This is a genomic window from Nocardia bhagyanarayanae, assembly GCF_006716565.1.
In the GTDB taxonomy this organism is placed as follows: domain Bacteria; phylum Actinomycetota; class Actinomycetes; order Mycobacteriales; family Mycobacteriaceae; genus Nocardia; species Nocardia bhagyanarayanae.
The window spans coordinates 356,154-381,254 of sequence record NZ_VFPG01000002.1; the positions used below are offsets into that span (position 1 = coordinate 356,154).

At 68.7% G+C, this 25,101-nt stretch carries 26 protein-coding genes; 21 read left to right on the plus strand and 5 right to left on the minus strand.

What is annotated here, in order from left to right; genetic code table 11:
* From FB390_RS28370 to FB390_RS28455, 17 genes are all read left to right on the plus strand, one after another.
* Positions 1–1,428 carry a vWA domain-containing protein gene (locus tag FB390_RS28370; protein WP_141812313.1) on the plus strand — a complete coding sequence of 476 codons (1,428 nt, stop codon included), beginning with the start codon at positions 1–3 and terminating at the stop codon, positions 1,426–1,428.
* A gap of 1 nt (position 1,429) precedes the next feature.
* Positions 1,430–1,774, plus strand: coding sequence for an MmcQ/YjbR family DNA-binding protein (locus FB390_RS28375; protein WP_141812314.1), 345 nt, complete (start codon positions 1,430–1,432; stop codon positions 1,772–1,774).
* A gap of 58 nt (positions 1,775–1,832) precedes the next feature.
* Entirely contained in the window at positions 1,833–2,711 is an 879-nt protein-coding gene (locus tag FB390_RS28380; protein ID WP_141812315.1) for a hypothetical protein, read from the plus strand.
* 101 nt (positions 2,712–2,812) lie between these two features.
* Entirely contained in the window at positions 2,813–3,490 is a 678-nt protein-coding gene (locus FB390_RS28385) for a hypothetical protein (protein ID WP_141812316.1), read from the plus strand.
* Between the two features lie 153 nt (positions 3,491–3,643).
* Positions 3,644–5,770, plus strand: a complete 2,127-nt coding sequence (locus tag FB390_RS28390) for an ATP-binding protein (RefSeq protein ID WP_141812317.1) — start codon at positions 3,644–3,646, stop codon at positions 5,768–5,770.
* A gap of 13 nt (positions 5,771–5,783) precedes the next feature.
* Complete coding sequence (locus tag FB390_RS28395) at positions 5,784–6,215, plus strand: hypothetical protein (RefSeq protein ID WP_141812318.1); 432 nt, start codon at positions 5,784–5,786, stop codon at positions 6,213–6,215.
* Between the two features lie 136 nt (positions 6,216–6,351).
* A complete protein-coding gene (gene nadD / locus FB390_RS28400) occupies positions 6,352–6,993 on the plus strand; it encodes a nicotinate-nucleotide adenylyltransferase (RefSeq protein ID WP_141812319.1) in 642 nt (213 codons plus the stop codon).
* A 6-nt stretch (positions 6,994–6,999) separates the two neighbouring features.
* Positions 7,000–7,404 (plus strand): ribosome silencing factor, encoded by a 405-nt coding sequence (gene rsfS, locus FB390_RS28405; RefSeq protein ID WP_067787352.1) that lies wholly within the window; start codon positions 7,000–7,002, stop codon positions 7,402–7,404.
* Positions 7,401–8,060 (plus strand): histidine phosphatase family protein, encoded by a 660-nt coding sequence (locus FB390_RS28410; RefSeq protein ID WP_141812320.1) that lies wholly within the window; start codon positions 7,401–7,403, stop codon positions 8,058–8,060. Before rsfS ends, FB390_RS28410 begins: the two co-directional genes overlap by 4 nt.
* A 976-nt stretch (positions 8,061–9,036) precedes the next feature.
* On the plus strand, positions 9,037–9,732 hold the full coding sequence (gene octT / locus FB390_RS28420; protein WP_141813135.1) for a diglucosylglycerate octanoyltransferase: 696 nt from the start codon (positions 9,037–9,039) through the stop codon (positions 9,730–9,732).
* Between the two features lie 3 nt (positions 9,733–9,735).
* Complete coding sequence (locus tag FB390_RS28425) at positions 9,736–10,578, plus strand: DegV family protein (RefSeq protein ID WP_141812321.1); 843 nt, start codon at positions 9,736–9,738, stop codon at positions 10,576–10,578.
* A gap of 61 nt (positions 10,579–10,639) precedes the next feature.
* On the plus strand, positions 10,640–11,107 hold the full coding sequence (locus FB390_RS28430; RefSeq protein ID WP_342780453.1) for a GNAT family N-acetyltransferase: 468 nt from the start codon (positions 10,640–10,642) through the stop codon (positions 11,105–11,107).
* Between the two features lie 375 nt (positions 11,108–11,482).
* Entirely contained in the window at positions 11,483–12,355 is an 873-nt protein-coding gene (locus tag FB390_RS28435; protein ID WP_141812322.1) for a ComEA family DNA-binding protein, read from the plus strand.
* Entirely contained in the window at positions 12,352–14,994 is a 2,643-nt protein-coding gene (locus tag FB390_RS33990; protein ID WP_221639428.1) for a ComEC/Rec2 family competence protein, read from the plus strand. The genes FB390_RS28435 and FB390_RS33990 overlap by 4 nt, the downstream gene beginning before the upstream one ends.
* 176 nt (positions 14,995–15,170) lie before the next feature.
* Complete coding sequence (locus FB390_RS28445) at positions 15,171–16,028, plus strand: hypothetical protein (RefSeq protein ID WP_141812323.1); 858 nt, start codon at positions 15,171–15,173, stop codon at positions 16,026–16,028.
* A 311-nt stretch (positions 16,029–16,339) separates the two neighbouring features.
* Positions 16,340–17,311 (plus strand): DNA polymerase III subunit delta, encoded by a 972-nt coding sequence (holA, locus tag FB390_RS28450; protein ID WP_141812324.1) that lies wholly within the window; start codon positions 16,340–16,342, stop codon positions 17,309–17,311.
* Between the two features lie 127 nt (positions 17,312–17,438).
* Complete coding sequence (locus FB390_RS28455) at positions 17,439–18,956, plus strand: LCP family protein (protein WP_425465942.1); 1,518 nt, start codon at positions 17,439–17,441, stop codon at positions 18,954–18,956.
* 213 nt (positions 18,957–19,169) lie between these two features.
* Here FB390_RS28455 and FB390_RS28460 read toward each other — a convergent pair whose 3' ends face one another.
* Positions 19,170–19,916, minus strand: coding sequence for a TetR/AcrR family transcriptional regulator (locus FB390_RS28460; protein ID WP_141812326.1), 747 nt, complete (start codon positions 19,914–19,916; stop codon positions 19,170–19,172).
* Positions 19,917–20,003: 87 nt separating this feature from the next.
* Between FB390_RS28460 and FB390_RS28465 the strand changes: the two genes are divergently transcribed.
* On the plus strand, positions 20,004–20,867 hold the full coding sequence (locus tag FB390_RS28465; protein ID WP_141812327.1) for an SDR family oxidoreductase: 864 nt from the start codon (positions 20,004–20,006) through the stop codon (positions 20,865–20,867).
* Between the two features lie 61 nt (positions 20,868–20,928).
* Here FB390_RS28465 and FB390_RS28470 read toward each other — a convergent pair whose 3' ends face one another.
* Positions 20,929–21,327 (minus strand): VOC family protein, encoded by a 399-nt coding sequence (locus FB390_RS28470; RefSeq protein ID WP_141812328.1) that lies wholly within the window; start codon positions 21,325–21,327, stop codon positions 20,929–20,931.
* Positions 21,328–21,430: 103 nt separating this feature from the next.
* On the opposite strand from FB390_RS28470, the gene FB390_RS28475 reads away from it, so the two are divergent.
* Entirely contained in the window at positions 21,431–22,444 is a 1,014-nt protein-coding gene (locus tag FB390_RS28475) for a helix-turn-helix transcriptional regulator (protein ID WP_185757304.1), read from the plus strand.
* Positions 22,445–22,495: 51 nt separating this feature from the next.
* Here FB390_RS28475 and FB390_RS34960 read toward each other — a convergent pair whose 3' ends face one another.
* Positions 22,496–22,972: a helix-turn-helix domain-containing protein gene (locus FB390_RS34960; protein ID WP_185757305.1), complete on the minus strand. Its 477-nt coding sequence runs from the start codon at positions 22,970–22,972 to the stop codon at positions 22,496–22,498.
* Between FB390_RS34960 and FB390_RS33785 the strand changes: the two genes are divergently transcribed.
* Positions 22,973–23,125, plus strand: coding sequence for a hypothetical protein (locus tag FB390_RS33785; protein ID WP_185757306.1), 153 nt, complete (start codon positions 22,973–22,975; stop codon positions 23,123–23,125).
* Between the two features lie 39 nt (positions 23,126–23,164).
* Here the strand turns inward: FB390_RS33785 and FB390_RS28485 are convergent, their stop codons facing one another.
* Positions 23,165–23,413, minus strand: coding sequence for a hypothetical protein (locus FB390_RS28485; RefSeq protein ID WP_185757307.1), 249 nt, complete (start codon positions 23,411–23,413; stop codon positions 23,165–23,167).
* Between the two features lie 161 nt (positions 23,414–23,574).
* Positions 23,575–23,838: a 30S ribosomal protein S20 gene (gene rpsT, locus FB390_RS28490; RefSeq protein WP_067787340.1), complete on the minus strand. Its 264-nt coding sequence runs from the start codon at positions 23,836–23,838 to the stop codon at positions 23,575–23,577.
* A 425-nt stretch (positions 23,839–24,263) separates the two neighbouring features.
* On the opposite strand from rpsT, the gene FB390_RS28495 reads away from it, so the two are divergent.
* Complete coding sequence (locus FB390_RS28495) at positions 24,264–25,052, plus strand: aquaporin (RefSeq protein WP_141812330.1); 789 nt, start codon at positions 24,264–24,266, stop codon at positions 25,050–25,052.
* Positions 25,053–25,101 lie beyond the last annotated feature (49 nt).

Below are 25,101 nucleotides of genomic sequence, written 5' to 3' on the forward strand. Positions count from 1 at the left end.
GTGGTCGCGGGATCGGGCCCGGCGGATTCGGTGTCGTTGGACGCCCCGCACGGGCTGCCCGGCCATCTCGTCGGTTTCGTCGAGGCGCTGCGGGCCCGCGGCATCCCGGTCGGGCCGTCGGAGACGGTGGACGCGGGCCGCGTGATGACGGTGCTGGATCTGCTGGATCGCGACGTGCTGCGCGAGGGATTGGCGTGCTCGCTGCTGCGCCGCACCACCCACCGCGCGACCTTCGACGGGCTGTTCGACCTGTGGTTCCCGGTCGCGGTGGGTCAGCGCGGCGTGGCCGCCGACGAGGTGGCGATCCCGCGCACGCCCGCGGGCGAGGTGGACATTCCCGCTCTGCGCGAAATGCTCGCCGAACTGCTCGCGCTCGACGATCCCGGTCGGCGGTTGGAGCAGCTGGCGGGGCAGCTGGTCGAACAGCTCGGCCAGTATCAGTCCGCGCGGGGGCCCTCGTTCTCGGCCTACCAGGCGCTCAAGGAGGTTCAGCCGCAGACGTTGCTGGCCAAGATCCTGGCCGGGCTGGCCGTCGGGCCGGACACCAGCGAGTTCGACGCCGAGATCGCCCGGCGCGCGGCGCGTCAGCGCATCGACGGCTTCCGCGCCGCCGTGGAGGCCGAGACGCGCAGGCGGGTGGCCGAACGCATCGGACGTGAGCGGGTCGCGAGCTACGGTGTCGCCCGGCAGGCCGAGGACGTGGACTTCCTGCGCGCCTCCGAACGCGAGCTGGCCGAACTACGGCGCAGCAGCCAGCGCTTGGCCCGCATCCTGGCCTCTCGACTCGCGGTGCGGCGCAAGCACGCTCGCCGTGGCGAGATCGACCTGCGGCGCACGCTGCGCAAGTCCATGTCGACCGGCGGCGTGCCGATCGATCTGGTGAACCGCAAGCCGCATCCTGGACGGCCGGAATTGGTCTTGCTGTGCGATGTCTCCGGTTCCGTCGCCGGTTTCAGCAACTTCACCCTGCTGCTGGTGAGCGCGTTGCGCGAACAGTTCTCGCGGGTGCGAATTTTCGCGTTCGTCGACAACACCGATGAGGTGACCCGGTTCTTCGACCCGAGCACGCAGCTCGACGAGGCGATGGCCAAGATCTTCACCGAGTCCGACGTCGTCGGCTTCGACGGGCATTCCGATTACGGCGGCGCGCTGACCGCGTTCGCACGGGAGTTCCCCGACGCCGTCACCAGCCGCAGCTCGCTGCTCATCCTGGGCGATGCCCGCACGAATTACCGTGACCCGCAACTGGATACGCTGCGCGCGCTGGTCGGAGTCGCCAAGCACGCGCACTGGCTCAACCCGGAGCCGCGAACCCAGTGGGGCTCCGGCGATTCCGCCGCCGACCGCTATCGCGAGGTGATCGACATGCACGAATGCCGTTCGGCCAGACAGCTGACCGACGTCGTCTCCCGACTCCTGCCGGTCTGAGATGGACGACGCGCAGCTGCTCGCCTATTGCCTCGCCAAGCCGGGCGCGTGGCAGGACGAACCGTGGGAGGGCGACGTCGTCGCCAAGGTCGGCGACAAGATCTTCGCGTTCCTCGGCGGCGGCGAGTCGGTCGGCCTCAAATGCGGTCGAAACCGCGAGGAGGCCGACGAACTCGTGCGGATCTATCCCGACGACGTCACCGCCTCGGCGTATATCGGCCGCTACGGGTGGAACAGCGTCCGCGTCGGCGGCGCGGTACCGGCCGACGAACTGCGCGAACTCGTCGACCAGTCCTACGACGCGATCGTGAGCAAGCTGCCGAAATCCAAGCGCCCCAAGGCATGACCGAGGCCATCAGGATTCGTTAAGCGTTTCATTGGCGGCTCCGCGAACGATCCCCGACATGGGGAACGAAGCGCCGGAAGGCGTCGGGTCGGGGTGCGCCGAAGAGAACGGCGATGGGGGAGGGGACGAACGGGGTGAGGAAGCCGAGCGCTTGGCCGAACTGGCCGCGGCCAGGCTGCTCGACGCGCCCGCCGAGGCGGAGGAGTACCTGCGCAAGGCGCTGGCGTTGGGCGCGGGCGCGCTGCCCGCCGAGACGCTGGCGCGCTGGCATGCGCAGCTGGTCATGGTGCTCTCCGGCAGACCGGGACGGGAGTTGGAGCTGGCGGAGACGGCCCTGCACGCGGCCGCGCGCTGGGGTGGCGTTTCGGACGCGGGCGCGGTGCATCTGACCTTTGTCGCGGCCCGCGCACTGCACCGAGCCGGACGGCACGCCGAGGCCGTCGAACTCTTCGAGCCGCCGCTCGCTACCGGTTCCGAGCCCTACCCTGCGGCCGAAATGGCCGTGTTGCGTGGGCAATTCGGCAAATCGTTGCGAGTCACCGGCAGGTATCGCGACGCGGGTGAGCAGTTCCTGGAGGCGGCGCGGTTGATCCGCGGCGATCGCGCGCGCGCCGAACTTCAGGCGGAGCTGGTCTGGTCGGCCGCCTCCGCGTTGGACGCGGGCGGCGCGGAGGACCAAGCCCGGCTCGCGTACCTGCGGGCCGCCCAGCTCTGGGGCGAGCTCGACCGGATCGGTCCCCGCTCGCGCTGCCTGCGTTCGGCGGCCTGGCTGCGGTATTGGTCCGCCGACTCGGAGACCGAGCGGGAGGACGGGATCGCCGCGCTCGGCGAGGTGCTCGCCGAACTCGAGGCGCTGGCCCAGCACGAACCCTCGGCCCAGGTGAGCCTCGAACTCGAGTACACGCGTAACCAGCTCGCCGATATGCGGGAGCGCTGAGGGCGTTCTTCAGCGGATGCTCAGCCGTTCTTTGGCGGCGTACCGGACCGTATGCGAAGACACCGAGATCGCCTCGGTGCGTCGCGAATTCGGAGACCGGAATGAGGATCTACGCCGCCGCCGCTGCCATCGTCGCGGTGCTGGCCGGGCTGCTGACGACCTGCGCGGCGGGCATCGAGCCGGACGCCGTCGCGGCAGCGCCGAGCGTTCCGGTGCGCGTCGCGACATCGGAGCTCGTCTCAGGACCGGGATACGTCCTCGACGTCCCGCGGGTCGCGGGTGACGATCCCGCCGCGGCGGCGTTCAACACCGGTATGGAGGCGGCGGCGCGCTTCTGGATCGATCAGGTGGATTCGCGGACCACGCTCGCGCCGGGGCCTGGACAGGTCACCTACGTCGGGACACGGGTGCTGAGCGGGCTGCTGTCGGTGTTGGTGAACACCGGCGATACATCGGTCGTCCTGCGCACGAGTCATGTGACCGACGTGCGCACCGGTCGGGAGATCACCCTCGCCGACCTGTTCACCGATCTCGACCGAGGCCTCGACACCCTCGCCACCCGAGCCGCGGCCCTCCTGCCGCAGAACATCGAGTTACCCGGCAGCGCGCTCGAGCCCGCCGAATACAACTACCGCGTCTGGCTGGCCACCACCGCCGGAATGGAGATTCATTTCGGCGCGTCCGCCGAGCAGGGTTCCGGCGACGTTGTCGTCACGGTGCCCTGGTTTCAGCTGGAAACCGTTCTCCGGCCGGGTATTCGGGAGATCGTCGGCAGCTGAACAATGCCGTCGCCGTCCGGTCGCGAGGTATGCGGGGAAATTACTGATTGCCCGAACGAAAGATATCGGCATTCGGTACGTGAAAAAGGAAGAGCCGGAAAGTAATCCATCGATTACTCTTGCGCTACGACCGAGGTCGCGGGGGAGATTCGTATGGATGGGGAACACGGCGAGAGCTACCGCGTCACTGTCGGCGGCAGTGTCGCGGGACAGGTCGTCGTCGGCGAGCACAACGTCGTGATCAACGCGCACGGATCACAGGTCTTCGTGCGCGAGGGCCCGCCGCCCACCGTGCGGCGGCGCACCAAGCCGGTCGGGATGCCGATCCCACGGGCGCGTGGTGAGATGGTCGGGCGGCTACCCGAACTGCGCAACATCGCCGCATCGTTGGATCGTGCTGTGCCCGTGGAGGTCTCGGGGCCGCCGGGCGTCGGCAAGACGACGCTGCTTCGCCGTTTCGCCGCCGACCGCGCGCGAGGCGGTCATGCCGTCGTGTACCTGTCGGCGGCTGGGCTCGCCATCGAGGATCTGCTCCAATCCCTGTTTCAGGCCTGCTACGACGCGGTCGATTACCGGCCGGATCCGACCGCGCTGCGCAGGCTGATGGGATCGATCCGCGCGCTGATCGTCATCGATGATTTCGAGGGTTCCGCCGCCGATCTGGAAGGCCTGCTGGATACGGTGCCCTCCGGTGATCTGATCGTCGCGACGACGACGAGAACGCTGTGGGGCCACGGGTATTCGCTGGAAGTGCAGGGTCTGCCCGAGTCGCAGGCGATGGCACTGATCGCCCGCACGCTCGGTCGCGGTCTCGGTCCCCACACGGACGCGGCGAGGCGGTTGTGCCGGGCGGCGCGGGGCCATCCGCTCGCCCTGGTGCGCGCCGCCGCGTGGGTCGGGATGTCGGGTTCCGGTGAGTTCTTCGCCGATCCCGGCGTGCTCCAGCGGGCCATGGTCGCCGGTTTGGCCGGTCATGTGCGCGATGCCCTCCGGGCCTTGTGCGCGCTGGCGGGCGCCACGGTGACGCCCGCCGCGCTCGGTGTGCTGATCCGCAGGCCGGACGCGGCGGCGGCGTTGGCCGCGCTCGAGCGTGTCCACCTCGCCGAACGGTGCGCGTCGGGCTACCGGCTGACCGGCAACCCGACGGCGCTCACCGCCGAGTGGCAGGGTCCGCCGCCGGACCCGGCCGACTACCTTCTCCCGCTGCGCGATTGGGTGGTCGGCAGCGCGACGCCCGCGGAGATTCGCGAGGTCGACATCGTCGTCGTGCGGGTGCTGCGGGCCGGAATGGTCCGCGGACGGCACGACCCGGTGCGCGAACTGGCCAGGGCCGTGTCGCCGGTGCTCGGCAGGTCCCTGCGATGGGGATGCTGGAAAGAGGTGCTTTCGCTCGGCTCGCAGGCGGCGACCCACGTGGGTCACGCCGCCGATCTCGCGTACTTCACCAGGGAGACGCACGTCCGCGAGCAGGCGCTCGGGATGGCGGTCGGGGCGACCGCCGGCGTCGGGGCGAGCGCGACGGTCGTCACGGCGAAGCAGGCGGGATCGCACACGGTGCGGGAGGCGCTGCGTTCGACCGCGCTCGGTCATCCGGTCGCGACGGGCAGCGTGGTCGCCGCGCTGGCGGTCGCCGCGACCGTCACCGGGGTCCGCCTGACCTCCGGCGACGCCCCGCCCCCAGCGGGCCAAGCGCCGATCACGACGGTGCTGCCCACCGCGACGACCGGTCCGCTCCCGATCACCACGACCCAGGAACAGACCAGCGGTCCGGCCCAGGCTCCGCCGCGGACACCCGCACCGCCTAGGACGGATCCTGGACCGGGGGCCACGAACTGCAGCCCGGCGACATACGTGGTCACCTTCGAGGCGGTTGCGGGCGGCGACCCGGTAACCCGGTCGGGCGATTTCCCCTGGTTGTCGTGTGACAACGAAGCAGCGGCCGCCCTGTCCGGCGACCCGGTCTTCCGCGCGACGCCCAACCCCTGCCCGCCCGCCGGGTCGGGGGATTGCGTGTACGACTTCACCTTCAGCCCCACCGAACCCGGCAACTATGCCGCGAAGCTGGTCATCCCGTCCGACTCGGGTGGTTCGGCCATCACCTTCGAGCTGCGGGGCGTCGCGGTGCTGGAACCGTCGGAGACCACCTCGCCGAGCGACACCACCCCGCCGTCGACAACCACGATTCCGCCGTCGACGACCACGACCACGCCGCCGACGACGGTGAGCCTCTCGCCATCGTCCAGCGCCCCCACTTTCGATTTGCCCTTCCCCACGAACTGAGAGGACACCACCCGTGACCGAAGCATCCGGAGCCAACTACAACCTGTCCGTCGGCGGCGACGTGCCCGGGCAGATCGCCGTGGGCCACCACAACACCGTCAGCCGGGTCGAGGCGGGTGGGGACTCGACGCAGAACGTCGGTGTCGACCTCACCGGCCTGCGCGCCGAGTTCGAGCGGCTGCGCGCGCAGCTTCCCACCGACGGCCCGCTACGTGACCAGGCCGCCGAGCGGGTCGACGAACTCGAAGAGGCGGTGACCGCCGCCGAGCCGGATCTGTCCACCATGGAGTACGTCCGCAACTGGTTCGCCAGGCGGCTGCCCGAACTCGCGGGCGCGGTGACGGGGCTGATCGTCCATCCCGCCGTCGGGGCGCTGGTCGCGGCAGCGGGCACGGGGCTGGCGGGCGAGTTCCTGCGCCGCTTCGGTTCGACCGACGGGGCGTGAGCCGCGCCGCACGTTTGTCGTCGGCCAGTCGGTCGGGAGCAGCCGCATTTCGCGCTCGGCGCCGCTGAACCGGACGCCGGACCGGGAGCCGGGCGACCGGGCGGTGGTCGGCGGCCGAGCATTAAGCTCGGCACTCATGCAAGAGACAGGCCGGACCGGACGCAAGCTAGGGGTGATGGGCGGCACCTTCGACCCGATCCACCACGGGCACCTGGTCGCCGCCAGCGAAGTCGCCAACCGGTTCGACCTCGACGAAGTGATCTTCGTCCCCACCGGGCAACCGTGGCAGAAAGCACACAAAAAGGTCAGTCCGGCCGAGGACAGGTACCTGATGACCGTCATCGCGACGGCCTCCAACCCGCGATTCTCGGTGAGCAGGGCCGACATCGACCGCGGCAAGGTCACCTACACGGTGGACACCCTGCGCGAGATGCGCGCGCAGTTTCCGGACGCCGAGCTGTACTTCATCACGGGAGCGGACGCACTGGCCAACATCCTCTCGTGGCAGGATTGGGCGGAACTGTTCGAACTGGCGAAGTTCGTCGGGGTGAGCCGTCCGGGCTACGAGCTGAACGCCGATCATCTCCAGGAACATCTGCGTGATCTTCCGGCCGATGCGGTGACGATGATCGAGGTCCCGGCCCTGGCCATCTCGTCGAGTGAGTGCAGGCGACGCGCCGCCGAGAATCGGCCGGTGTGGTACCTCGTCCCCGACGGCGTGGTCCAGTACATATCGAAGCGGCACCTCTACGTGCCCGGAGCAGCGGAAGGTAGCTGAAAAGGCATGAGCGCATCTGTCGAGGCGGTCGAGATGGCGCAGGTCGCCGCGCGGGCGGCGGACGAGAAGCTGGCTGCCGACGTGGTGGTGCTCGACGTCTCCGAGCAGCTGGTGATCACCGACTGCTTCGTGATCGCCTCCGCGCCGAACGAACGCCAGGTCAACGCGATCGTCGACAACGTCGAGGAGCGGCTGCGGCAGGCCGGTCACAAGCCGGTCCGCAGGGAGGGCACCCGCGAGGGCCGCTGGGCGCTGCTGGACTACGTCGACGTCGTCGTGCACATCCAGCACAACGACGAGCGCAATTTCTATGCGCTGGAACGGCTGTGGAAGGACTGCCCGGTGGTTCCGGTGTCCGGTGTCGGTGATCCGCGCGCCGCCGAGGGTGACGAGGGGAACGGCGCCGAGTGAGCAAGTATGCCGGTGTGCGCACCCTGATCCTGTTGCGGCACGGGCAGACCGAATGGAATGCCTCGGATCGGATGCAGGGCCAGATCGACACCGATCTCACCGAACTCGGTCGCAGACAAGCCAAAGAGGCGGCGCGCGAACTGGTCTCGCGCAACGCCATCGCGATCGTCTCCTCCGACCTCAAGCGCGCCTACGACACCGCGCTCGCTCTCGCGGAGCACACCTCGGTGCCCGTCGTGCGTGATCCGCGCCTGCGGGAGACCCACCTCGGTGACTGGGAGGGCCTGACCCACCTCGAGGTGGACGCCGACTATCCCGGCGCGCGCGTCGCTTGGCGGCTGGACGCGACGTATCGGCCGCCCAACGGCGAAAGCAAGCTCGAGGTGGGCGCGCGCGCTCTTCCCGTCGTCCAGGAACTGTTCAGCGAGCGACAGGATTGGCCGGGCCGGACTATCATCCTGGTGGCGCACGGCGGGCTGATCGCCGCCCTGACGGCCGCGCTGCTCGACCTGCCGCCGCAGAACTGGCCGATCCTCGGAGGACTGGCCAATACCAGCTGGGTGCAACTGAGCAGCCACGGTCCAGGCATCGAACAGCCCGGGTGGCGCCTCGATGTGTGGAACGCAGCGGCAAAGGTAGCTCCCGATGTCCTCTGAAGAGCCGATCAGGTCGGTGCCGGACGAACTGTTCCAGCAGGTGACCGCCAAGCCGGAACGCCGGCTTCCGGACGCGCTGTTCGGCGGCCCCGCCGCCAAGCCCGCGCCGTCCGCGAAGAGCGCCGCGAAGGGTGAGGAACCCCTTCGCACGGTGCCGGACGAGTTGTTCAAGCAAGTGACGGCCAAGCCGGAACGGCAGCTGCCGGACGCGTTGTTCGGTGGGCCGCCGCCGAAGCGGGATGTAGAGCCCGGATCGGATGCGGTCGACGGTGGAGAGCCGGGCGGGGACGCGGCGGACTCGGGTGCCGAGGACGATGGCGAATCGGACCAGGACGGTGCGGGGGAGAACGACGCGTCGGGAACCGAAGGCGCCGAGGGGGATTCGCGGTCCGTAGCGGGTGCGGCTGTCGAGTCGGATGCTGTGGTGAGCGGCGAGGCTGTGGCGGTTTCCGGGGAGTCGGATCCGCGCGGGTCGTCGGAGACCGTGGATGCCGCGCTGGGCGATGTGGGTTCGGAGGAGTCGGGCCCTAGCGTGTCATCCGATTCGGAAGCGGCAGAACGCGGCGACGTGTCCGGACAGATCGCGGTGTTATCGGGCGACGTGTCCGAACTGGTCGCGGTGGCATCGGGTGAAGTCGCCGGTCGGGCGAGTGCGGCAGAGGCTTCTGCGGTGGCGGAAATGCCGGTGCCTAGCGATGGCTCCGGATCGGCTATCGCGCGCGATGGCGAGCAGCCCGCGCCAGTCGGCGACCGGGAAGACGAGGTGCCGCCTGCTGTCGAGGACGATTCGGCGACGCACGACGTTGTCGATGTCCCGGCGGAAGTGGCTGCGGGCGAGAGTTCTTCGAGCGTCGAAGAGGCCGACAGCGTTTCGGCCACGCCCGAGCTCGCCGGGGAGCACGTGCCCCAAGGTGCGAGCGCGGCGACGGCCGGTGCAGTCGTTCCCGAGTCCGAGGAGGTCCCGGCCAAGCGTCCGGTGCTCCTGGTGATCGCCGACTCGCTGTCCTACTTCGGTCCGAAGGGTGGTTTGCCCGCCGACGATCCACGGATCTGGCCGAATCTCGTCGGCGCCGAACTGGATTGGGATGTGGAGCTGGTCGGCCGGATCGGCTGGACCTGCCGCGACGCCTACTGGGCGCTGATCGGCGACCCGCGGGTGTGGGCGGCCGTGCCGAACGCGGGCGCGGTGGTCTTCGCCGTCGGCGGCATGGACACCCTGCCCTCGCCGCTGCCGACCGCGCTGCGCGAGCTCATCCGCTATGTGCGTCCGCCGGGTCTGCGCAGGCGCGTCCGTTCCATGTACAACTGGCTGCAACCGAAGCTGTCGAAGCTGGGTCGCCCGGTCGCGCTGCCGCCGAAGGTGAGCGTCGACTACTTGGAGCAGTCCCGCGAGGCGCTCGCGCAGCTGCGCCCGGATCTGCCTTTCGTCGCGGTGCTGCCCTCGGTGCACAACTGCGAGGCTTACGGGCGGGTGCATTCCGGGCGGCCGCGCGCGGTGAAGGCGTTGCAGGAGTGGTCGGAGCGCAGGTCGGTGCCGCTGGTTGACCTCGGTGAGGCCGTTCGGGAGAACATCTTCTCCGGCGACGCCAATCCGGATGGGATCCATTGGGGTTGGGCCGGGCACACCGCTGTCGCCAACGCGATGGTCAAGACCTTGCAGGAGGTTCGGTAGTCCGTGGCCGTCGTGGTCGTCACCGATTCGTCCGCGAGCCTCCCTGCCGAACTCGTCGACGAGCTGGATATCGCCGTCGTACCGTTGCACGTCCTGGTCGGCGACCGCGCCATCCGCGAAGGCGTGGAACCGATCGACATCGACTACGCCGCCGACACCGTCACCACCTCGGCGGCCTCGCCCGGCGAACTGCGCGAGGTCTACGAGCGGGCGTTGGCGCGCAGCGGCGGCGACGGCGTTGTCGCCGTGCACCTTTCGCGTCAGCTCTCCGGCACGTGGGAGGCGGGCAGGCAGGCGGTGCGCGACATGGATGCCGCCGACCAGGTCCGCCTCGTCGATTCCCTCGGCGCGGGCCTCGCGACCGGGCTTCCGACCCTCGCGGCGGCGCGTAGGGCGCGCGCCGGTGCGCCGCTGGACATCGTCTACGACACCGCCGTCGCCACCGCCAGCCGGGCGCGCACCTTCTTCCTGGTCAACCGCACCGAACAACTGCGCCGTGGCGGACGGTTGAGCAGCGCGGCCGCGTTCTTCGGCAGCGAGTTGGTCACCAAACCGCTGTTGCAGATCGTCGAGGGTCGGCTCGAGCTGCGCGAGAAAGCGCGGACCCGATCCAAGGCGTACGCGAAGCTCGTCGCCGCCGCCGTGGACGCCGCGGGAGAAGACGGCGCGGCGGTGGCCGTGCAGCACTTGGAGGCGGCCGAGGCGGCCGAAACCGTGGCCGGGCAACTGCGCGAATTGATTCCGGGGATCCGGGAACTCATCGTCGCGGAGTTCGGTCCCGTGCTCGGCGTGCACCTCGGTCTCGGCGCGGTCGGCGTGCTGGTGGTGCCCGGCGGGTGCGCGTGAATGCCGATCACGGTGATCGCAACCGGTTCGCGCACGCACCACGCCGGATAACGTCGCGACGGTGACGAGTTCGACGCTGACCGTGGCGACGGTCGACTGGGCGCATCCCGACGCGGTGACACTGCGCGAGGAGATGGCCGCCGAGGTCGGACCGCGGTACGCCGACCTTGCCCGCACGGTGCGCGGCCACCCGAACGCGGTCGACGAGGCTACCGTGCATCGCACGTTCGTCGCGTATTCGGGCGAGGCCGCCGGTCACGCGGCGCTGCGCTGGAACGCGGGCGAACTCGAGCTGAAGCGGATGTTCGTTCGCCCCGCCCACCGCGGCTCGGGCGTCGCCGCCGCACTCCTCACCGCGGCCGAGGACGCCGTCCGTGCCGCCGGCCTGCCACGGCTGATCCTGCAAACCGGCCATCTTCAGCCGGAGGCCGTGCGGTTCTATGTCCGCTGCGGGTACCACCGGATTCCGATCTTCTCGCCGTACGAGGTGCTGCCGCTGTCGAATTGCTTTGCCAAGCAGTTGGATTGACGGTCAGTCTCGCGGCGTCGCCTTCTTGAAGACCTACGACGCTGACAAGATCGACCTTGCGTGGCGGGCGACACATCGGCCGGAGCGCTGGCGGGCGGGTTGTCCCCAGGGGTCGGGTTATCAACAGGTCTAGCGAAATGCCTGGTCGCAGCGGCCTGTTCGGTCTGGCGGCTGCGTACGGTCGCGGGCATGGGACGACACGACGAACGCGAGCGGATTCGACGGCGGCTCGGGGCGCTGACCGTCCGGGTAGGGGCGAGTCGGGGGGTTGGATTCGGATCGGACGCCTCCGCGGCGTCCGGTGGCGATGACCGGAAAGCCGCTCGTGGGCATTTCTACGCATCACCCGAGGGCGAGATGGAACATCCCGTCGATATGAACGGGAAGCCCTCAGGGCGTTGGCATTTGGAGCGGCTGCCGCCGGATCGTCGCGTTGCGGAATCCACCGAGGCGGTGGACGACGACGAGTTGGTCGGTCAGGTGGATACACCGCGCTGGTTGGACGAGCCGCCACGCGGTCCGGGCTGGTGGGAACGCCTTGTCCCGGAACGTTTTCACGGTGCACGAATCGATCCCGGCCGTCGCGGTGTGCTGACTCTGGCGATGGTCGGTCTGGTGGCGGTGATCGTGGCGACCGTCGTGGTCTTTCATGAGCGTCCGGTGGCGCACGCGGTACCCCCGTTGCCCGCGGTACGCACCAGCGCGACTCCGTCTGGCGCGCGCCCTGTTCCGGCACAGTCCGCTCCGGCCGTGCCGGGAGTGCTGCCCGCACCTGAGACCGCCGAGCTGGTCGTCAGTGTGGTCGGTCTGGTCCAGCGCGGCGGATTGGTGCGGTTGCCCGAGGGCGCTCGGGTGGCGGATGCGCTCGCCGCGGCCGGCGGCGCCCGCGACGGCGCGGATCTGACCGGCATCAACCTGGCCCAGCGCGTTCAGGACGGTGACCAAATCCTCGTCGGCGCCACCGGCCCGGCTCCCGTTGCACCGTCCCAGCACGGCAGCACCACGATCACCGCGACCGGCGGGGCTGGCACTTCCCGTCCCAGCGCCGGACCGACCGGCAAGGTCGACCTCAACAAGGCCACCGAAGCGGAACTGGACGCCCTGCCCGGAATTGGACCTGTCACCGCCAGCGCGATCACGGCTTGGCGCAAGGCGAACGGCCGCTTCACCGATCTCGAACAACTCGGTGAAGTCGACGGCATCGGCCCCGCCCGCCTGGCGCGCCTGCGCGATCTGGTGACGGTATGAGCTCGTCGCTCGACGCGCGGGAACCGGCGTCGGCCGAACGTGCGCAGATCATGGACGCCCGTCTCCTTCCGGCCGCACTGTGCTGCTGGGCAGTGACGATCGTCGTGCTGGGCTCGGGCTGGTTGGTCGGTATCGCGGTGGCTCTCGGATCAGCCGTGGCAGCAGCGGGATCGGCGATGGTCTCGCGACAGGGACGTTTCGCGCGTGCCAAGGTGCATCGGGCAGTGGCATCGACGTTGCTGGCAGCCGTACTGTTCGGCGCGGGTTTCGCGTTGGCGGCGGCATGGCGGGAATATCGCGTCGCTTCGCATCCGATGCGCGAGGCGTACGGCCTGTCCCTGCGAATCGTCGTGACGCCGACCGATGATCCGAAACCATTGCCGAGCAACACCTTCGGTGCAGAGCGGCGCTGGGTCGTCCGGGCCGCGCTGCGGGAGTATCACCGCGCAGAGGCGACGGTGCGTTCCGGCGGCCGGGTGGTCGTCTTCGCCTCGGGACCGGAGTGGGCCGACCTGTTGCCCGGACAACCGATCGAATTCCGGGCGCAGCCGCAGCCGCCGAAGAACCGCGATCTGACGGTCGCCGCACTGCATGCGCTCGGGCCGCCCAAGCCGGTCGCACCACCGCCGTGGTGGCAGCGGGCGGCCGCGTCGGTGCGCGACGACTTCGCGGACACGGCTACCGCCGTGCTGCCGCCGGACGCCGCAGGGCTGATTCCGGCGTTGGTACTGGGGGATACTTCCGGTCTGCCCGAACCGGTCCGCGAGGACTTCGAAACCGCTGGATTACAGCATCTTTGCGTCGTGAGCGGAGCGAACTTCACGATTCTCCTGACGGTCGTGTTGTTCGTCGTGCGCACGCTCACGTTGGGTCCGCGTGCGGCGGCGACGGCCGCGACCGCGGCGCTGGTCATGTTCGTGGTGGTCGCTCGGCCGGACCCGAGTGTTCTCCGCGCGGCCGCTATGGGCGCGATCACGCTGCTCGCGCTGGTCACGGGCCGCCGCAAACAGGCACTGCCCGCATTGTGCGTAGCGGTGATCGGTTTGCTGCTGGTCTGGCCGGAACTCGCGGTGAACGCCGGATTCGCGCTGTCGGTGTTGGCGACGGCCGGGCTGATCCTGCTCGCGCCGAGCTGGGCCGATTGGCTGCGGGCCCGCGGCTGGTGGCGGCTGCCCGCCGAGGTGGTCGCGGTCTCGGCAGCCGCCTTCACGGTCACCGTGCCGATCATGGTTGCCTTGACCGGGCGGATCAGCGTCGTCGCGATCTTGGCGAATGTGCTTGTCGCACCAGTGATCGCGCCGCTCACAGTAATCGGCGCGCTCGGCGCCGCCTGCGCCTCCGTGTGGCCACCGGTCGCCGAACTGGTCCTGCGTTGCGCGGGTCCGCCGCTGTGGTGGTTGCTCACCGTCGCCGAGCGCACCGCCGCGTTACCCGGCGCGACGATCACCGTGCCCGGCGGTTCGATCGGCGGCCTGACCGCTGCCGCGTTCGTCATCGTCGCGGTGTGTGCGCTGCGCGTCGCTCCGATCCGCCGAATCGCGGCGGTCATCGTGCTGTCCTCGACGGCCGTCCTGCTGCCCGTCCGGCTCTGGAATCCGGGTTGGCCTGCGCCCGACTGGGTTCTCGCGGCCTGCGACATCGGTCAAGGCGACGGCTTGGCCCTCTCCGTTGGTCATGGCACCGCCGTCGTCATCGACGTCGGACCCGACCCTCGCACCATGCGCACCTGCCTGGACCGCCTCCACATCCACCACATCGCCCTCCTCGCCCTCACTCACCCCCACGCCGACCACATCGGCGGCCTGACCGGCGCGATCCACGGCCGCACCGTCGCCGCGATCGCCACCGCACCCGGCGAACTCGATGAAGTCGGACTTTCGGCGCGCGCCGCCGTATCGTCCAATGCCGAAACCGCTCGACACCACCGGACTTCGAGCGAAGAAGCGAGACCAGGGGCCGCCGTGCCAGATCCCGGGGACTGTTGTTCGGGCGGCTCCGCCGGTCGTCCGGCGGCGACGCCGCACACCTGGAGCGAGCACCGAAGCGAAGCCACGATCGGCATCGACGAAGGCGACAATCCCGCTCCGAGCCAGCGCTCACGAACTCCCGACGACCGCACACCCATCACCGCCCCCGCCCAGATCACCGAGATCGCGGCCCGCGCCGAAATCCCGCTACTCGAACTATCCGCCGGGCATGTAATGCAGTTCGGCCCAGTCGAACTGACCGTCCTATCGCCCGCCGCCACTCATCCCCGCCCACGACATCCCACCGACGAACCGAACGACCGCTCCCTCGTCCTCACCGCCACCACCCCGGCCGGTCGAATCCTGCTCACCGGCGACATCGAATCCCCAGCCCAACACCGCCTACTCCGCAACCCCACCCCTTTGCGCGCCGACATCCTGAAGGTCCCCCACCACGGATCCCAAACCACGACAAAAGAATTCCTCACCGCCGTCCACCCCCGCCTGGCCATCATCAGCTCCGGCCCGGACAACACCTTCGGCCACCCCCACCCCGCAATCCTCACCGCCCTCCACTCCCTCGGCACCACCATCGCCCGCACCGACCAACACGGCGACATCCTCATCGCCGGCACCCCCACCCACCTGCGCATCCACACCCGTCCGGGGTGATGCCTAATCGTCGGCGATGGGTGTAATAGCCAGTGGTCTTGGTCGGTCGCATACCGCATTTGCTTTGTGGCCCAATCTGATCCAGCTATGGATCAGAGTTGCGTCGGCTCGCTGCGATCCCGTAGAACTCCCTGGTCAACTTGTATCTGAGCCCTGCCAAGGAATCAGGAGGTCCGGTGGCATCGGCTGGTCCCAGGAGAGCGGACATCGCTCGCTTTCGCGAGTACCGCGAGTACGAGGCTCGCAAGATCGATGCGAACAACGCCATGATGGCGCTGCTGGCGGGCGCTCAACTGGCCGCGCATCTCCTGAAGCTGACCGAAGGATCGGATCATCTACTGCCGCAGGTTTTCCCGGGCGTCGAGCACATCAAGCGTTTCAACCTCAGAACCGCGCAGGCCACCGAAATCCTTTTTGCCGCCGACCCGCACTTGGGCATGATGGGCGTGCCCTACGTCCTCGCCCTACACGAAGATTATTTGCGGACGTGTGTACGGCTGCTCGCCGGGGAAGGGTTGTGCCGGGCGAAGGATGCGAGGGCCAACCTCGTAGAGCTGCACGGAATCATGGAAAACATTACTGGCTACAAGTATTCGGCCGACCTTATCGCCTACATCGACACGCTACGACTGATGCGCAACTGCGTCATCCACAACGGAGGGCTACTGAGTCAACCCCTGTATGACCAGCTGAAGTCCTGGACGCCCGCGCAGGAGCTGGGCTGGGAAGCGGTCGCTGTTCGAAACCCGCGGCATCTTCGCTTGGGCGAGCGCCTCCTGCTCGGTCACGGCGAGATGCTTGCGGCGTTGGCTTTCACCAAGCGGCTCGACCGCGAGACCAATCTCGGCTTACAGGTAGCGCTGCCACGCAGTTGCTGGGCGAAACTGGTAGTCGATGAGGTTGCGAGTCAGCATCCGTCGTTGGTCAAGGATCGGAACCAAGCCTTGCGGAAGGCCCGGGGAGTTGCCCGACACCACTACGGCGTGCTGAAACTGACCGACGCAGAACTCCAGTCGGAAATCAGTCTGAGATAGAAAGTGGCGGGCACCTTCGAAGGTGCCCGCCACTTTTGATGTAACAAAGCGGGGCTCTACTGCTTGAGCTATCGGTTTGGCGAGCCGCACCGATCGGGATATCAACCCCGAATCTCCACGCTTCTGTGGAACGCCCGGTTGCGAACCGGTAGGACCAAGTCCCGCTCCTGTCGAAAACGGTATCAGATGAGCACGTCGGCGGGGGTGTCGGTGGGGGAACGTAGGATCGCTGGCGTGAGCGAACGCAGTGAGCGAACCATGTGTCGGCGCGCTTCGCGCACGCCGGGGCCGAGCGCTAGCGAGGCGCAGGCGTGAGCGAACGGTCTGCGGCGGTGCATCTGGTCCTCGGGGAGGAAGAGCTGTTGATCGAGCGCGCGGTGGCGGGGATTACCGCGCAGGTCAGGGCGGGGGCGCCGGATCCGGAGGCGGTGCCGGTCGACCGGCTGCGGGCGGGGGACGCGAGTACCGCGGAGCTGGCGGAGCTGTTGAGCCCGTCGCTGTTCGCGGAGGACCGAGTGATCGTTCTGGAGTCGGCGGCGGAGGCGGGGAAGGACGCCGTCGCGGTGATCACGGAGGCCGCCGCGGATCCGCCCGACGGCGTGGTGCTGGTTGTGCTGCACTCGGGCGGCGGACGGGCCAAGGCGCTGGCGCCCGCGTTGCAGAAGGCCGGGGCGACGGTGCACAACTGCGCGAAGCTGACCAAGGCCGCCGAACGGGTGGAGTTCGTGCGCGGCGAGTTCCGTGCCGCGGGGGTGCGGGTCGCGGGGGACGTCGTGCAGGTGGTTTTGGAGGCGGTCGGCTCGGACCTGCGTGAATTGGCCGCGGCCTGTTCGCAATTGGCGGCCGACACCGGCGGCAAGATCGACGTCGCGGCGGTGCGGCAGTACTACTCGGGCAAGGCGGAGGTGTCGGGATTCGACGTGGCGGAGCTCGCCGTCGCGGGCGACCGGCCCGGCGCGATGGAGGCGCTGCGGTGGGCCAACGACCGCGGCGTTCCGCACGTGCTGCTCGCCGACGCGCTCGCCGATTCGGTGCACACCATCGCGCGGGTCGGTTCGGCAGGGCGCGGCGATCCGTTCAAGCTCGCCCAGCAGTTGGGCATGCCGCCCTGGAAGGTGAAGAAGGCGCAAGCCCAGGCGCGCGACTGGACCCCGGCCACCATCGGCTCGGCCATGCAAGTGGTCGCGACCTTGAACGCCGACGTGAAGGGCGGCGCAGCGGACTCCAGCTACGCCCTGGAACACGCACTCATGAGCATTCTCGACCTGCACGGCGCGGGCTGACCAGAGATCTACCCTCAATCGGCAAATAGTTAGTTACCTGATCCGTGTCAAACTGGATTGGGTGGACGAGCCAACAGCGCGAGTTCCCCGCACGGGCGATTCCGGACGCTCCGGACGACGTCGTGCGATCGGTGGCGCGCACCGGCGACCGACCCCGCGGCGCCGCGACATCGCCCGCACCGTGGCGAAGGTGGTCGCGGGCGGACTGTCGGCGCTGGTCCTTGCGGGCACCGCGGTGGGCTGGACCACCGAGAACGGCTTCGACGACGGCTTCGGCCGCTCCCACGCCCTGGATGACGACGCGCCGCGATCGCTCGACGGCGCGATGAACATCCTGCTGATCGGCCTCGACACCCGAAAAGACCAGAACGGCAACGACCTCCCGCAAGAAATACTCGATCAGCTGCACGCGGGGGACAGCGACCAGGGCGGCTACAACGCCAACACGCTGATCCTGGTGCACATCCCCGCCGACCTGAAGAAGATCACCGCGGTCTCCATTCCGCGCGACAACTACGTAGCCGTCTCCGGCATCCCGGGCTACACGCACATGAAGATCAAGGAGGCGTACGGCCTGAAGAAGGCCGTGGTGCAGGAGCGACTGGAGGCCCAGGGCGTGACCGACCGCGCGAAGCTGGAGCACGCGGGCCGGGAGGCGGGCCGCGCCGCCATCGTGCAGGCCGTGCGCAATCTGACCGGCGTTCCGATCGACCGGTTCGCCGAGATCACCCTCGCCGGCTTCTACGACCTGGCCAAGGCGCTCAACGGGGTCGAGGTGTGCCTGCGCAAGCCGGTCCAAGATCTCGAATACTCCGGCGCCGATTTCCCCGCCGGTCGCCAGCGCTTGGATCCGGCCCAGTCGCTGGCCTTCGTTCGTCAGCGTCACGGCCTGGAGAACGGCGATCTGGACCGCACGCACCGGCAGCAGGCCTTCCTCACCTCGGTCGCCAAGGAGTTGCGCAACGCGGGTACGTTCACCGACGTCGGCAAGCTCTCGGCCCTGATGGACGTCGCGCACCGCAATATCGTGCTCTCCGATGGCTGGAACCTCGTCGACCTCCTGCGCACCGTCGGCTCCGCCGCGAGCCCCACCGTCGAGTTCCGCACCCTGCCGGTGCTGCGCTACGACGTGATCAACGGGCAGGATGTGAACATCATCGACCCCGCCGCCATCCGCCGGGAGGTGCGCCGCGCCTTCGGCGAGCCCGAGCCGACCGCGCCGCAGCGGCCGTCCAGCACCGTCGACGTGTTCGACGCCGGAAGCGAAGAGGGTTACGCCGCAAAGGTTTCCACCGCGCTGACCGGTCGCGGCTACCGCAAGGGGTCGGTCGGCCACGCCGCGTCCTCCGACGGCTGGACCTCGGCCGTGTACTACGGTCCGGGCGACGAGGCCGAAGCCGCCCGCCTCGCGGACACCCTCGGCCTCCCCGTCATCGAGTCCGTGACCGTGCCCGAGGGCCGCATCAGAGTCGTGCTCGGCTCGGACTTCACCATGCCCCCGGCCCTGACCGGCGCGTCGACCACCGCCACAGCGACGCCGACCACCAGGCTCACCCCGACCACCCAGGCCCCGACCGCCACGCCGGACGTCGGCAAACCGGTGGACGCCACCATCACCGGCAACGACATCCCCTGTGTGAACTAGCCTCCAAGACAGCGCTTTTCGTTACCGCAGGTTCAGCGGCGACTCGGACTGGCGCGAAAAGGGCCCTCGGACTGCGCGCCCGCCGTGCGCGCTTGCACCCCGAGGACGTCGGCCTCCCGGTCCGTCGGCAGGTTCGCCGCACGCCGGGGCTGCGCCGCGAGGAGGTGGCCTGGCCGGGGACACGGCGTCCAGCGCGGACGGATGTCCACGCGGTCAGTGGTCAGCCGCGAGACGGTCCAGCCACTCTCGAAGGAGGTGTTGCTCGGCGGTGGTGAGTGTCGTTTCGTCGGGGAGGGTGGCGCGGAGGGCGCGGGCCGCGCCGGCCGGGCCGGTGTCCTGGATGGCCGGGCGTTCGTTGGTGACGGCGGTGACCATGGCCTCTCGGAGGGCGGTGAGCAGGGCCGGGTCGCGGTCGGCTTCCGGGAGGGACAGCCACGTCAAGACCGCGCCCCGGGCTGTGGCGTGGATGATCCCGGCCGCGAGTTGCTCGTCTACACGTAACCAGCCGCCTGCGGCGAGGCGGCGGATCCGTCCCCGCAGGATCTTCAGTCCGGCCTGGAATGCGGCCGACTTGGTGCCGGCGGGTTCGCTGTACATGAGGGTGTAGAGCGCGGGGTTGGACAGGCCGAACTCGACCGCGAGGTCCCACCCGGCCCGGAGGTCTTCGATGAGGTCGGCGGGGTTTGGGTCGACGTGTTTGCCGGCGAGGAATTTCGCGAAACCGTACTCCGCCACCGCTTCCAGCAGCCCGTCCTTGTCGCCGAACAGCCGGTAGATCGCCGGTGGTTGCAACCCTGCTGCGTCGGCGACTGCGCGAGTGGTCACCGCGTCCCGACCCGCACGCTCGAGCAGGTCGGCGGCAGCTTCGATGACGCGCTGCCGGTGCTGTTCGCGAGCCGACGCCGTGTCGTCGGGTTCGACGGTCGTCGTGCCGTTCCTGCGTGGCGTGGGCCGTGTCATGAATCAACGATAACGCTTGACTGTTTCCAACGAAAGTATCACTGTTAACGTGTTAACGTTTCCAATGGAATCAGGATGGAGAACAGCATGATCATCGTGACCGGAGCCACCGGGCTACTGGGCCGTCGGATTGTCGAGAGCCTGCTGATGCGAGTGCCCGCCGACCAAGTGGGTGTGAGCGTCCGCGACCCGCGAAAGGCGCAGGACCTGGCCGACCGCGGAGTACGGGTGCGACAGGGCAGCTTCACCGACCCGGACAGCCTGTCCCACGCTTTCGAAGGTGCAAGCCAGGTGCTCATCGTGTCGGTCGACAAGCTCGGCGCCGAAGCCATCCGGCAGCACCGGGCGGCCATCGACGGTGCCGTCGCGGTCGGCGCACGCCGCATCCTCTACACCAGCCATATGGGCGCCGGGCCGGCCTCGCGGTTCGAGCCCTGCCGCGACCACGCCGCCGACGAGGAGATGCTGAAGGCCTGCGGCGTGCCGTTCACCTCGCTCCGCAACGGGTTTTACGCCGCCAGCGCACTGCGGTTTTTCGGACAGGCCGCCGAGACCGGACAGCTCGTGTTGCCCGCCGATGGGGCGGTGAGCTGGACCGCGCATGCCGACCTCGCAGATGCGGCCGCGGCGATCCTTGCCGAGGAAGGCCGATTCGACGGTCCCACACCGCCATTGACCGCTGCCCGGGCCATCGACTTCGACGAGGTTACCGCCATCGCCGCCGAGCTCACGGGCCGAACCATCAAGCGCGTCACCGTATCCGACGAGGAATTCCGGCAACAGATGGCGGGCTACGGGGTCCCGGCCGAGCAGGCGGACCTGATGGTGGACATCTTCGCCGCCAGCCGAGCCGGTGAATTCGCCGCGGTCGACCCGACATTGGCGAAGTTGATCGGCCGCGAGCCGATCAGCTTCGATACGGTTCTGCGCGAGGCGTTGTCGGCGAGCTGATTGCTCTGCGCACCCACTCCTCTGGGGCGGCCAAACGCACCATATTGCCGATGAGCGGATGTCAACCGGCGAACTTCGCGGCGGCCTGCGCGGTGACCGGGGTGAAGAGGTTGATCAGGTTGCCGTCGGGGTCGCGAAACAGCAAAGACCGGTTCCCCCACGGCATCGTCGTGGGCTCGTTGACGAAATCCTCGACCGTATCTCGCAACCGCCGGTAATCGGCATCGACGTCGGGGACCAAGAATTCGAGGATCGCGGTGTGATTGTCGGCTGGGTGCGCGCTGCCCGCGGCGAACAGCGCCACGGTGCGGGTGCTTCCGATCGCGAGGGTGCCGGCCGGTGTGACGATTTCGGCGAAATCCGGTGTAGCCCAGTTTGCTTCGACGCCGGTCACGTGCTGATAGAAACTGACCAGCCGCTGGATGTCGTCGGTGATCAGACGGATCGAGACGAGCTTCATTGGGTGCTCCTGCTGTCGGATGAGGCGGAGGTTCCACCGCCGCACGCCACGGTAGAGCCGATACCGGACAGTTTCCGCCCGGTATGGATGCGAGAATTTCCCGATGACGCGCCCCACCGCCCGAGTGCTGGCCCTGCTCGAGCTGTTGCAGACCGGCGGTACTCATACCGTCGGCGAACTCGCCGGACGGCTCGGCGTCGATGAACGCACCGTCAGGCGATACGTCACACATCTCACCGATCTGGATATCCCGGTCCGATCGGTGCGGGGCCGCTACGGCGGCTACCGGCTCGCTCCCGGATACCGAATGCCACCGCTGATGCTGACCGACGACGAGGCGGTGGCCGTGTTGCTCGGGCTCCTCACCAGCCGCGGCGCCGACCGGCCGACAGCGGCCGCCCGCGCAGCCGACAGCGCGACGGCCAAACTCCGCCGCGTCCTACCCCCACGTCTGACGGCCCGGCTGGACGCACTGATCAACACCGTCGAATTCACCGCTGACGCGCGCCCGGAAGTGGTTGTCGAGACCGCCGTCCTGCTCCGGCTCGCCGAGGCCACCCGCGAGCACCGACCGGTCGAAATCGGGTACACCGACCGAAACGGGCGGTCCAGCCAACGCACCGTGCACCCCTACGGGCTCGTCGACCACTCGGGCCGGTGGTATCTGACAGGGATGGACAGCAACAGCGCCGAACTACGCCAGTTCCGGCTGGACCGCATCACCGCGGTGACCACACGACCCGGAACGTTCGCTCCGCCCACCGAATTCGAGCCAGCCGCTCATCTGCTGTCCGCATTGGCCAACGCGCCCTATCGGCACGAGGTATCGATCCGAGTCCAGGGCACACTCACCCAGGTCCGCCCGCTGCTCCCTGCGACGATCGCGACCGTGCATGAGATCGACTCGCAACCCGCTGACACCAACCCGTGGGTCCGCATCCGAATCCGCGCCGAACGACTCGACTGGATTCCCGCCCTGCTCGCCGGCCTGCACCGCCCCTTCATCATCGAGCACCCCGACACACTCAACGACGCCGTACGCGACCTGGCCCGCCGACTCACCGCGGCCGCCGACGGCCGATACAAACCCATAGGTAGCAGCCCGGGCGCTCGGTAATGACTCCCCTTTCCAGCCACACCCGCACGGTAACCCGGCGGGCGCAAGCCATTAGCGAGCCACGCCAATACTGCTGACGGGCAGCCGCTTAGAGAGCCTCCCACCGGGTACCTGGGACTGATCCTGGCCGGGACCAAGTCCTATCGCCAGTCTCGAGTAGCCGATTATGTGATGGTCCGTCTGCATCACACGGCTGACACTGCCATGAGCAACCGACATGGCCGTGTCCCCGCCCGGGGACTGATTTCGGCGCAGCCAGCCCGCGATCTGCTGCGGTGACCGGCGTTGGACCAGTTTCTCGGCCATCAGCGCCGCCGACCGGGGATCGCGCGACAGTTTCGTCGGTTTCGGGCGCACCGCCCACGCCGCTCGATCCGCCGGCATGGCCCGATGGACGAAGCGACCGCCGCGTTCGGCGACCTCGCGGGAGATCGTCGATGGCGCTCGTCCCAGGCCGCGGGCGATACTGCGCGGCGAATCCCCGGCCGCCAATCCATGTGAGATCTCTTCGCGTTCAGCCAGACTCACATGACGGCCGTGCGGCGGCGCGGGACGGGCCGGACGCAGCGGATCATCATCTATCGGGCCGCCGACGCCGACTCGCAGGTGGCGTTGAACCGCCTGACGGCCGGAATCGCGGTAAGGGAGCCGCGCGCGGCGGAGCTGAGCCCGCCGAGCTGAGCTTGTAGAACCGAACTGTGGAACCGGAGCGGCGAACGCTCACTCCGCCGGGGTGAACACCAACTCGTCGTCGTCCTCGTCCGACTCCTCGAATCGGCCTTCCCATTCGTCGTACACGGGCACTTCGTCTTCCCGGGTCACGATCCACTCCAGCGAGTAACCACCGTCGTCGTCGGGGACCATGACGTTCTCGATCTTCAGGCCGAGCCCGAGCACCTCGGCGGCGCGGATGACCTCCGGAAGGTCCTCGCCTCTGACCACGGTCTGATTCGCGTACACGGTTACCATGCGCGGAATCGTAGCCCTCGACACCGACATCTCGGCTACGGTCCGGTGAACTCGTCGACGAAGCTCGGATTCGAAGCGGACACGACAAAAGCCGCCGTGGTCGTCGAGGCCGCGGCGGCTGGCGTCAGAAGAATTCGGTCCCGGATACGGGGACCGGCGAATCAGCCGAGCTTGTTGTAGGCCAGCGCGAGCGCCGACTTCTTGTTGGCGGCCTGGTTGGCGTGGATGACGCCCTTCGAGGCGGCCTTGTCCAGCTTGCGGCTGGCGAACTGGAGACGCTCGCCGGCCTGCTCCTTGTCACCGGCGGCAGCGGCTTCCCGGAAGCTGCGGATCGCGGTGCGCAGCGCGGACTTGACCGACTGGTTGCGCTTGCGCGCCGCCTCGTTGGTACGGATCCGCTTCATCTGGGACTTGATGTTGGCCACGCCTGTTTCCTCGTGTTCCTGTCGCTGAGTGGTATGTACTGAGAAGTCTTGCGCGTGCGACACGCCCGATGTGAACGGGTATCGCGACGCCGAAGATCGAGGGTACCAGCCGCCGCGCGGCACACGAAATCGCCGCGTCGGGGTCCGTTCACCGGTGCCGACCGTGAACGGACCGCGAGGGCGGGGCGACCACAACGGACGAGCAACCTCGGGGCATTCCTTTTCGCTGTCCGGTCGCGAGGGCCCGCTCGGCCTGCGAGACCCGGAAGTCGCCGCACTCGTCGCGGATGCGAAGTCGTTGTAGAGAGCACCCGTCTGGCGTAGCGTCCCCACTGCAAGCACCGTTTGATCTTGAATGGTCGGATTTCGCAGCAATACCTCGTCTACCGGTAGCAATGGCTCGAGATGGCGGAAGGTGTGTCTGTATGTCTCCCACGGCGCAGGAAGTCGTCGAAGAACTGGCCGAGGAAAGGCCGATTCCCGACGTGAAGAAATGGGCGGCCGAGGCGCTCGGCACGTTCGTTCTGGTGATGGGCGGTGTCGGCACGGCGGTGCTGGCCGGTGAGCGGGTCGGCGCGCTGGGAGTGGCGCTCGCCTTCGGTCTCACGCTGATGTTCCTGGTGTACGCGATCGGACCGATCTCGGGGTGCCACGTCAACCCCGCGGTCACCCTCGGCCAGCTCATCATGGGCAGGCTGACCCCGCTCAACGCGGGCGGCTACGTGATCGCGCAGTTGATCGGCGCGTTCATCTCCGGTCTCGTGCTGTTCGCGATCGCGAAGAATCTGCCCTCCTACGACCGCAGGGTCGACGGCCTCGGCGCCAACGGCTGGGGCGCGCACAGCCCGTCGGCCAAGACCGGCCCGCTGGGTGAGGTCGTCGTGCAGAACGGCTACGGCATGGCCTCGATGATCATCATCGAGGTGATGCTCACCGCGCTGCTGGTCTTCGTGGTGCTCGCCTCCACCGACCAGATCTCCGACGTGCCGCTGGCCGGTCTGTCCATCGGCGTCACCCTCGCGGTGATCCACCTGATCTCCATCCCGGTGGACAACACCTCGGTGAACCCCGCGCGCAGCCTCGGCGTCGCGTTCTATCAGGAGGGCGCGGCCGGGCAGGTGTGGGCGTTCATCGTCTTCCCGCTGATCGGCGGCGTGCTCGGCGCGCTGATCTACGGCCTGCTGTACGGCCGGAGCCGGGAGATGATCAGCTGAGTTGGCCGCCGACCCGGCCGACCGGGGCGGACGATGGTAGATCGGACGA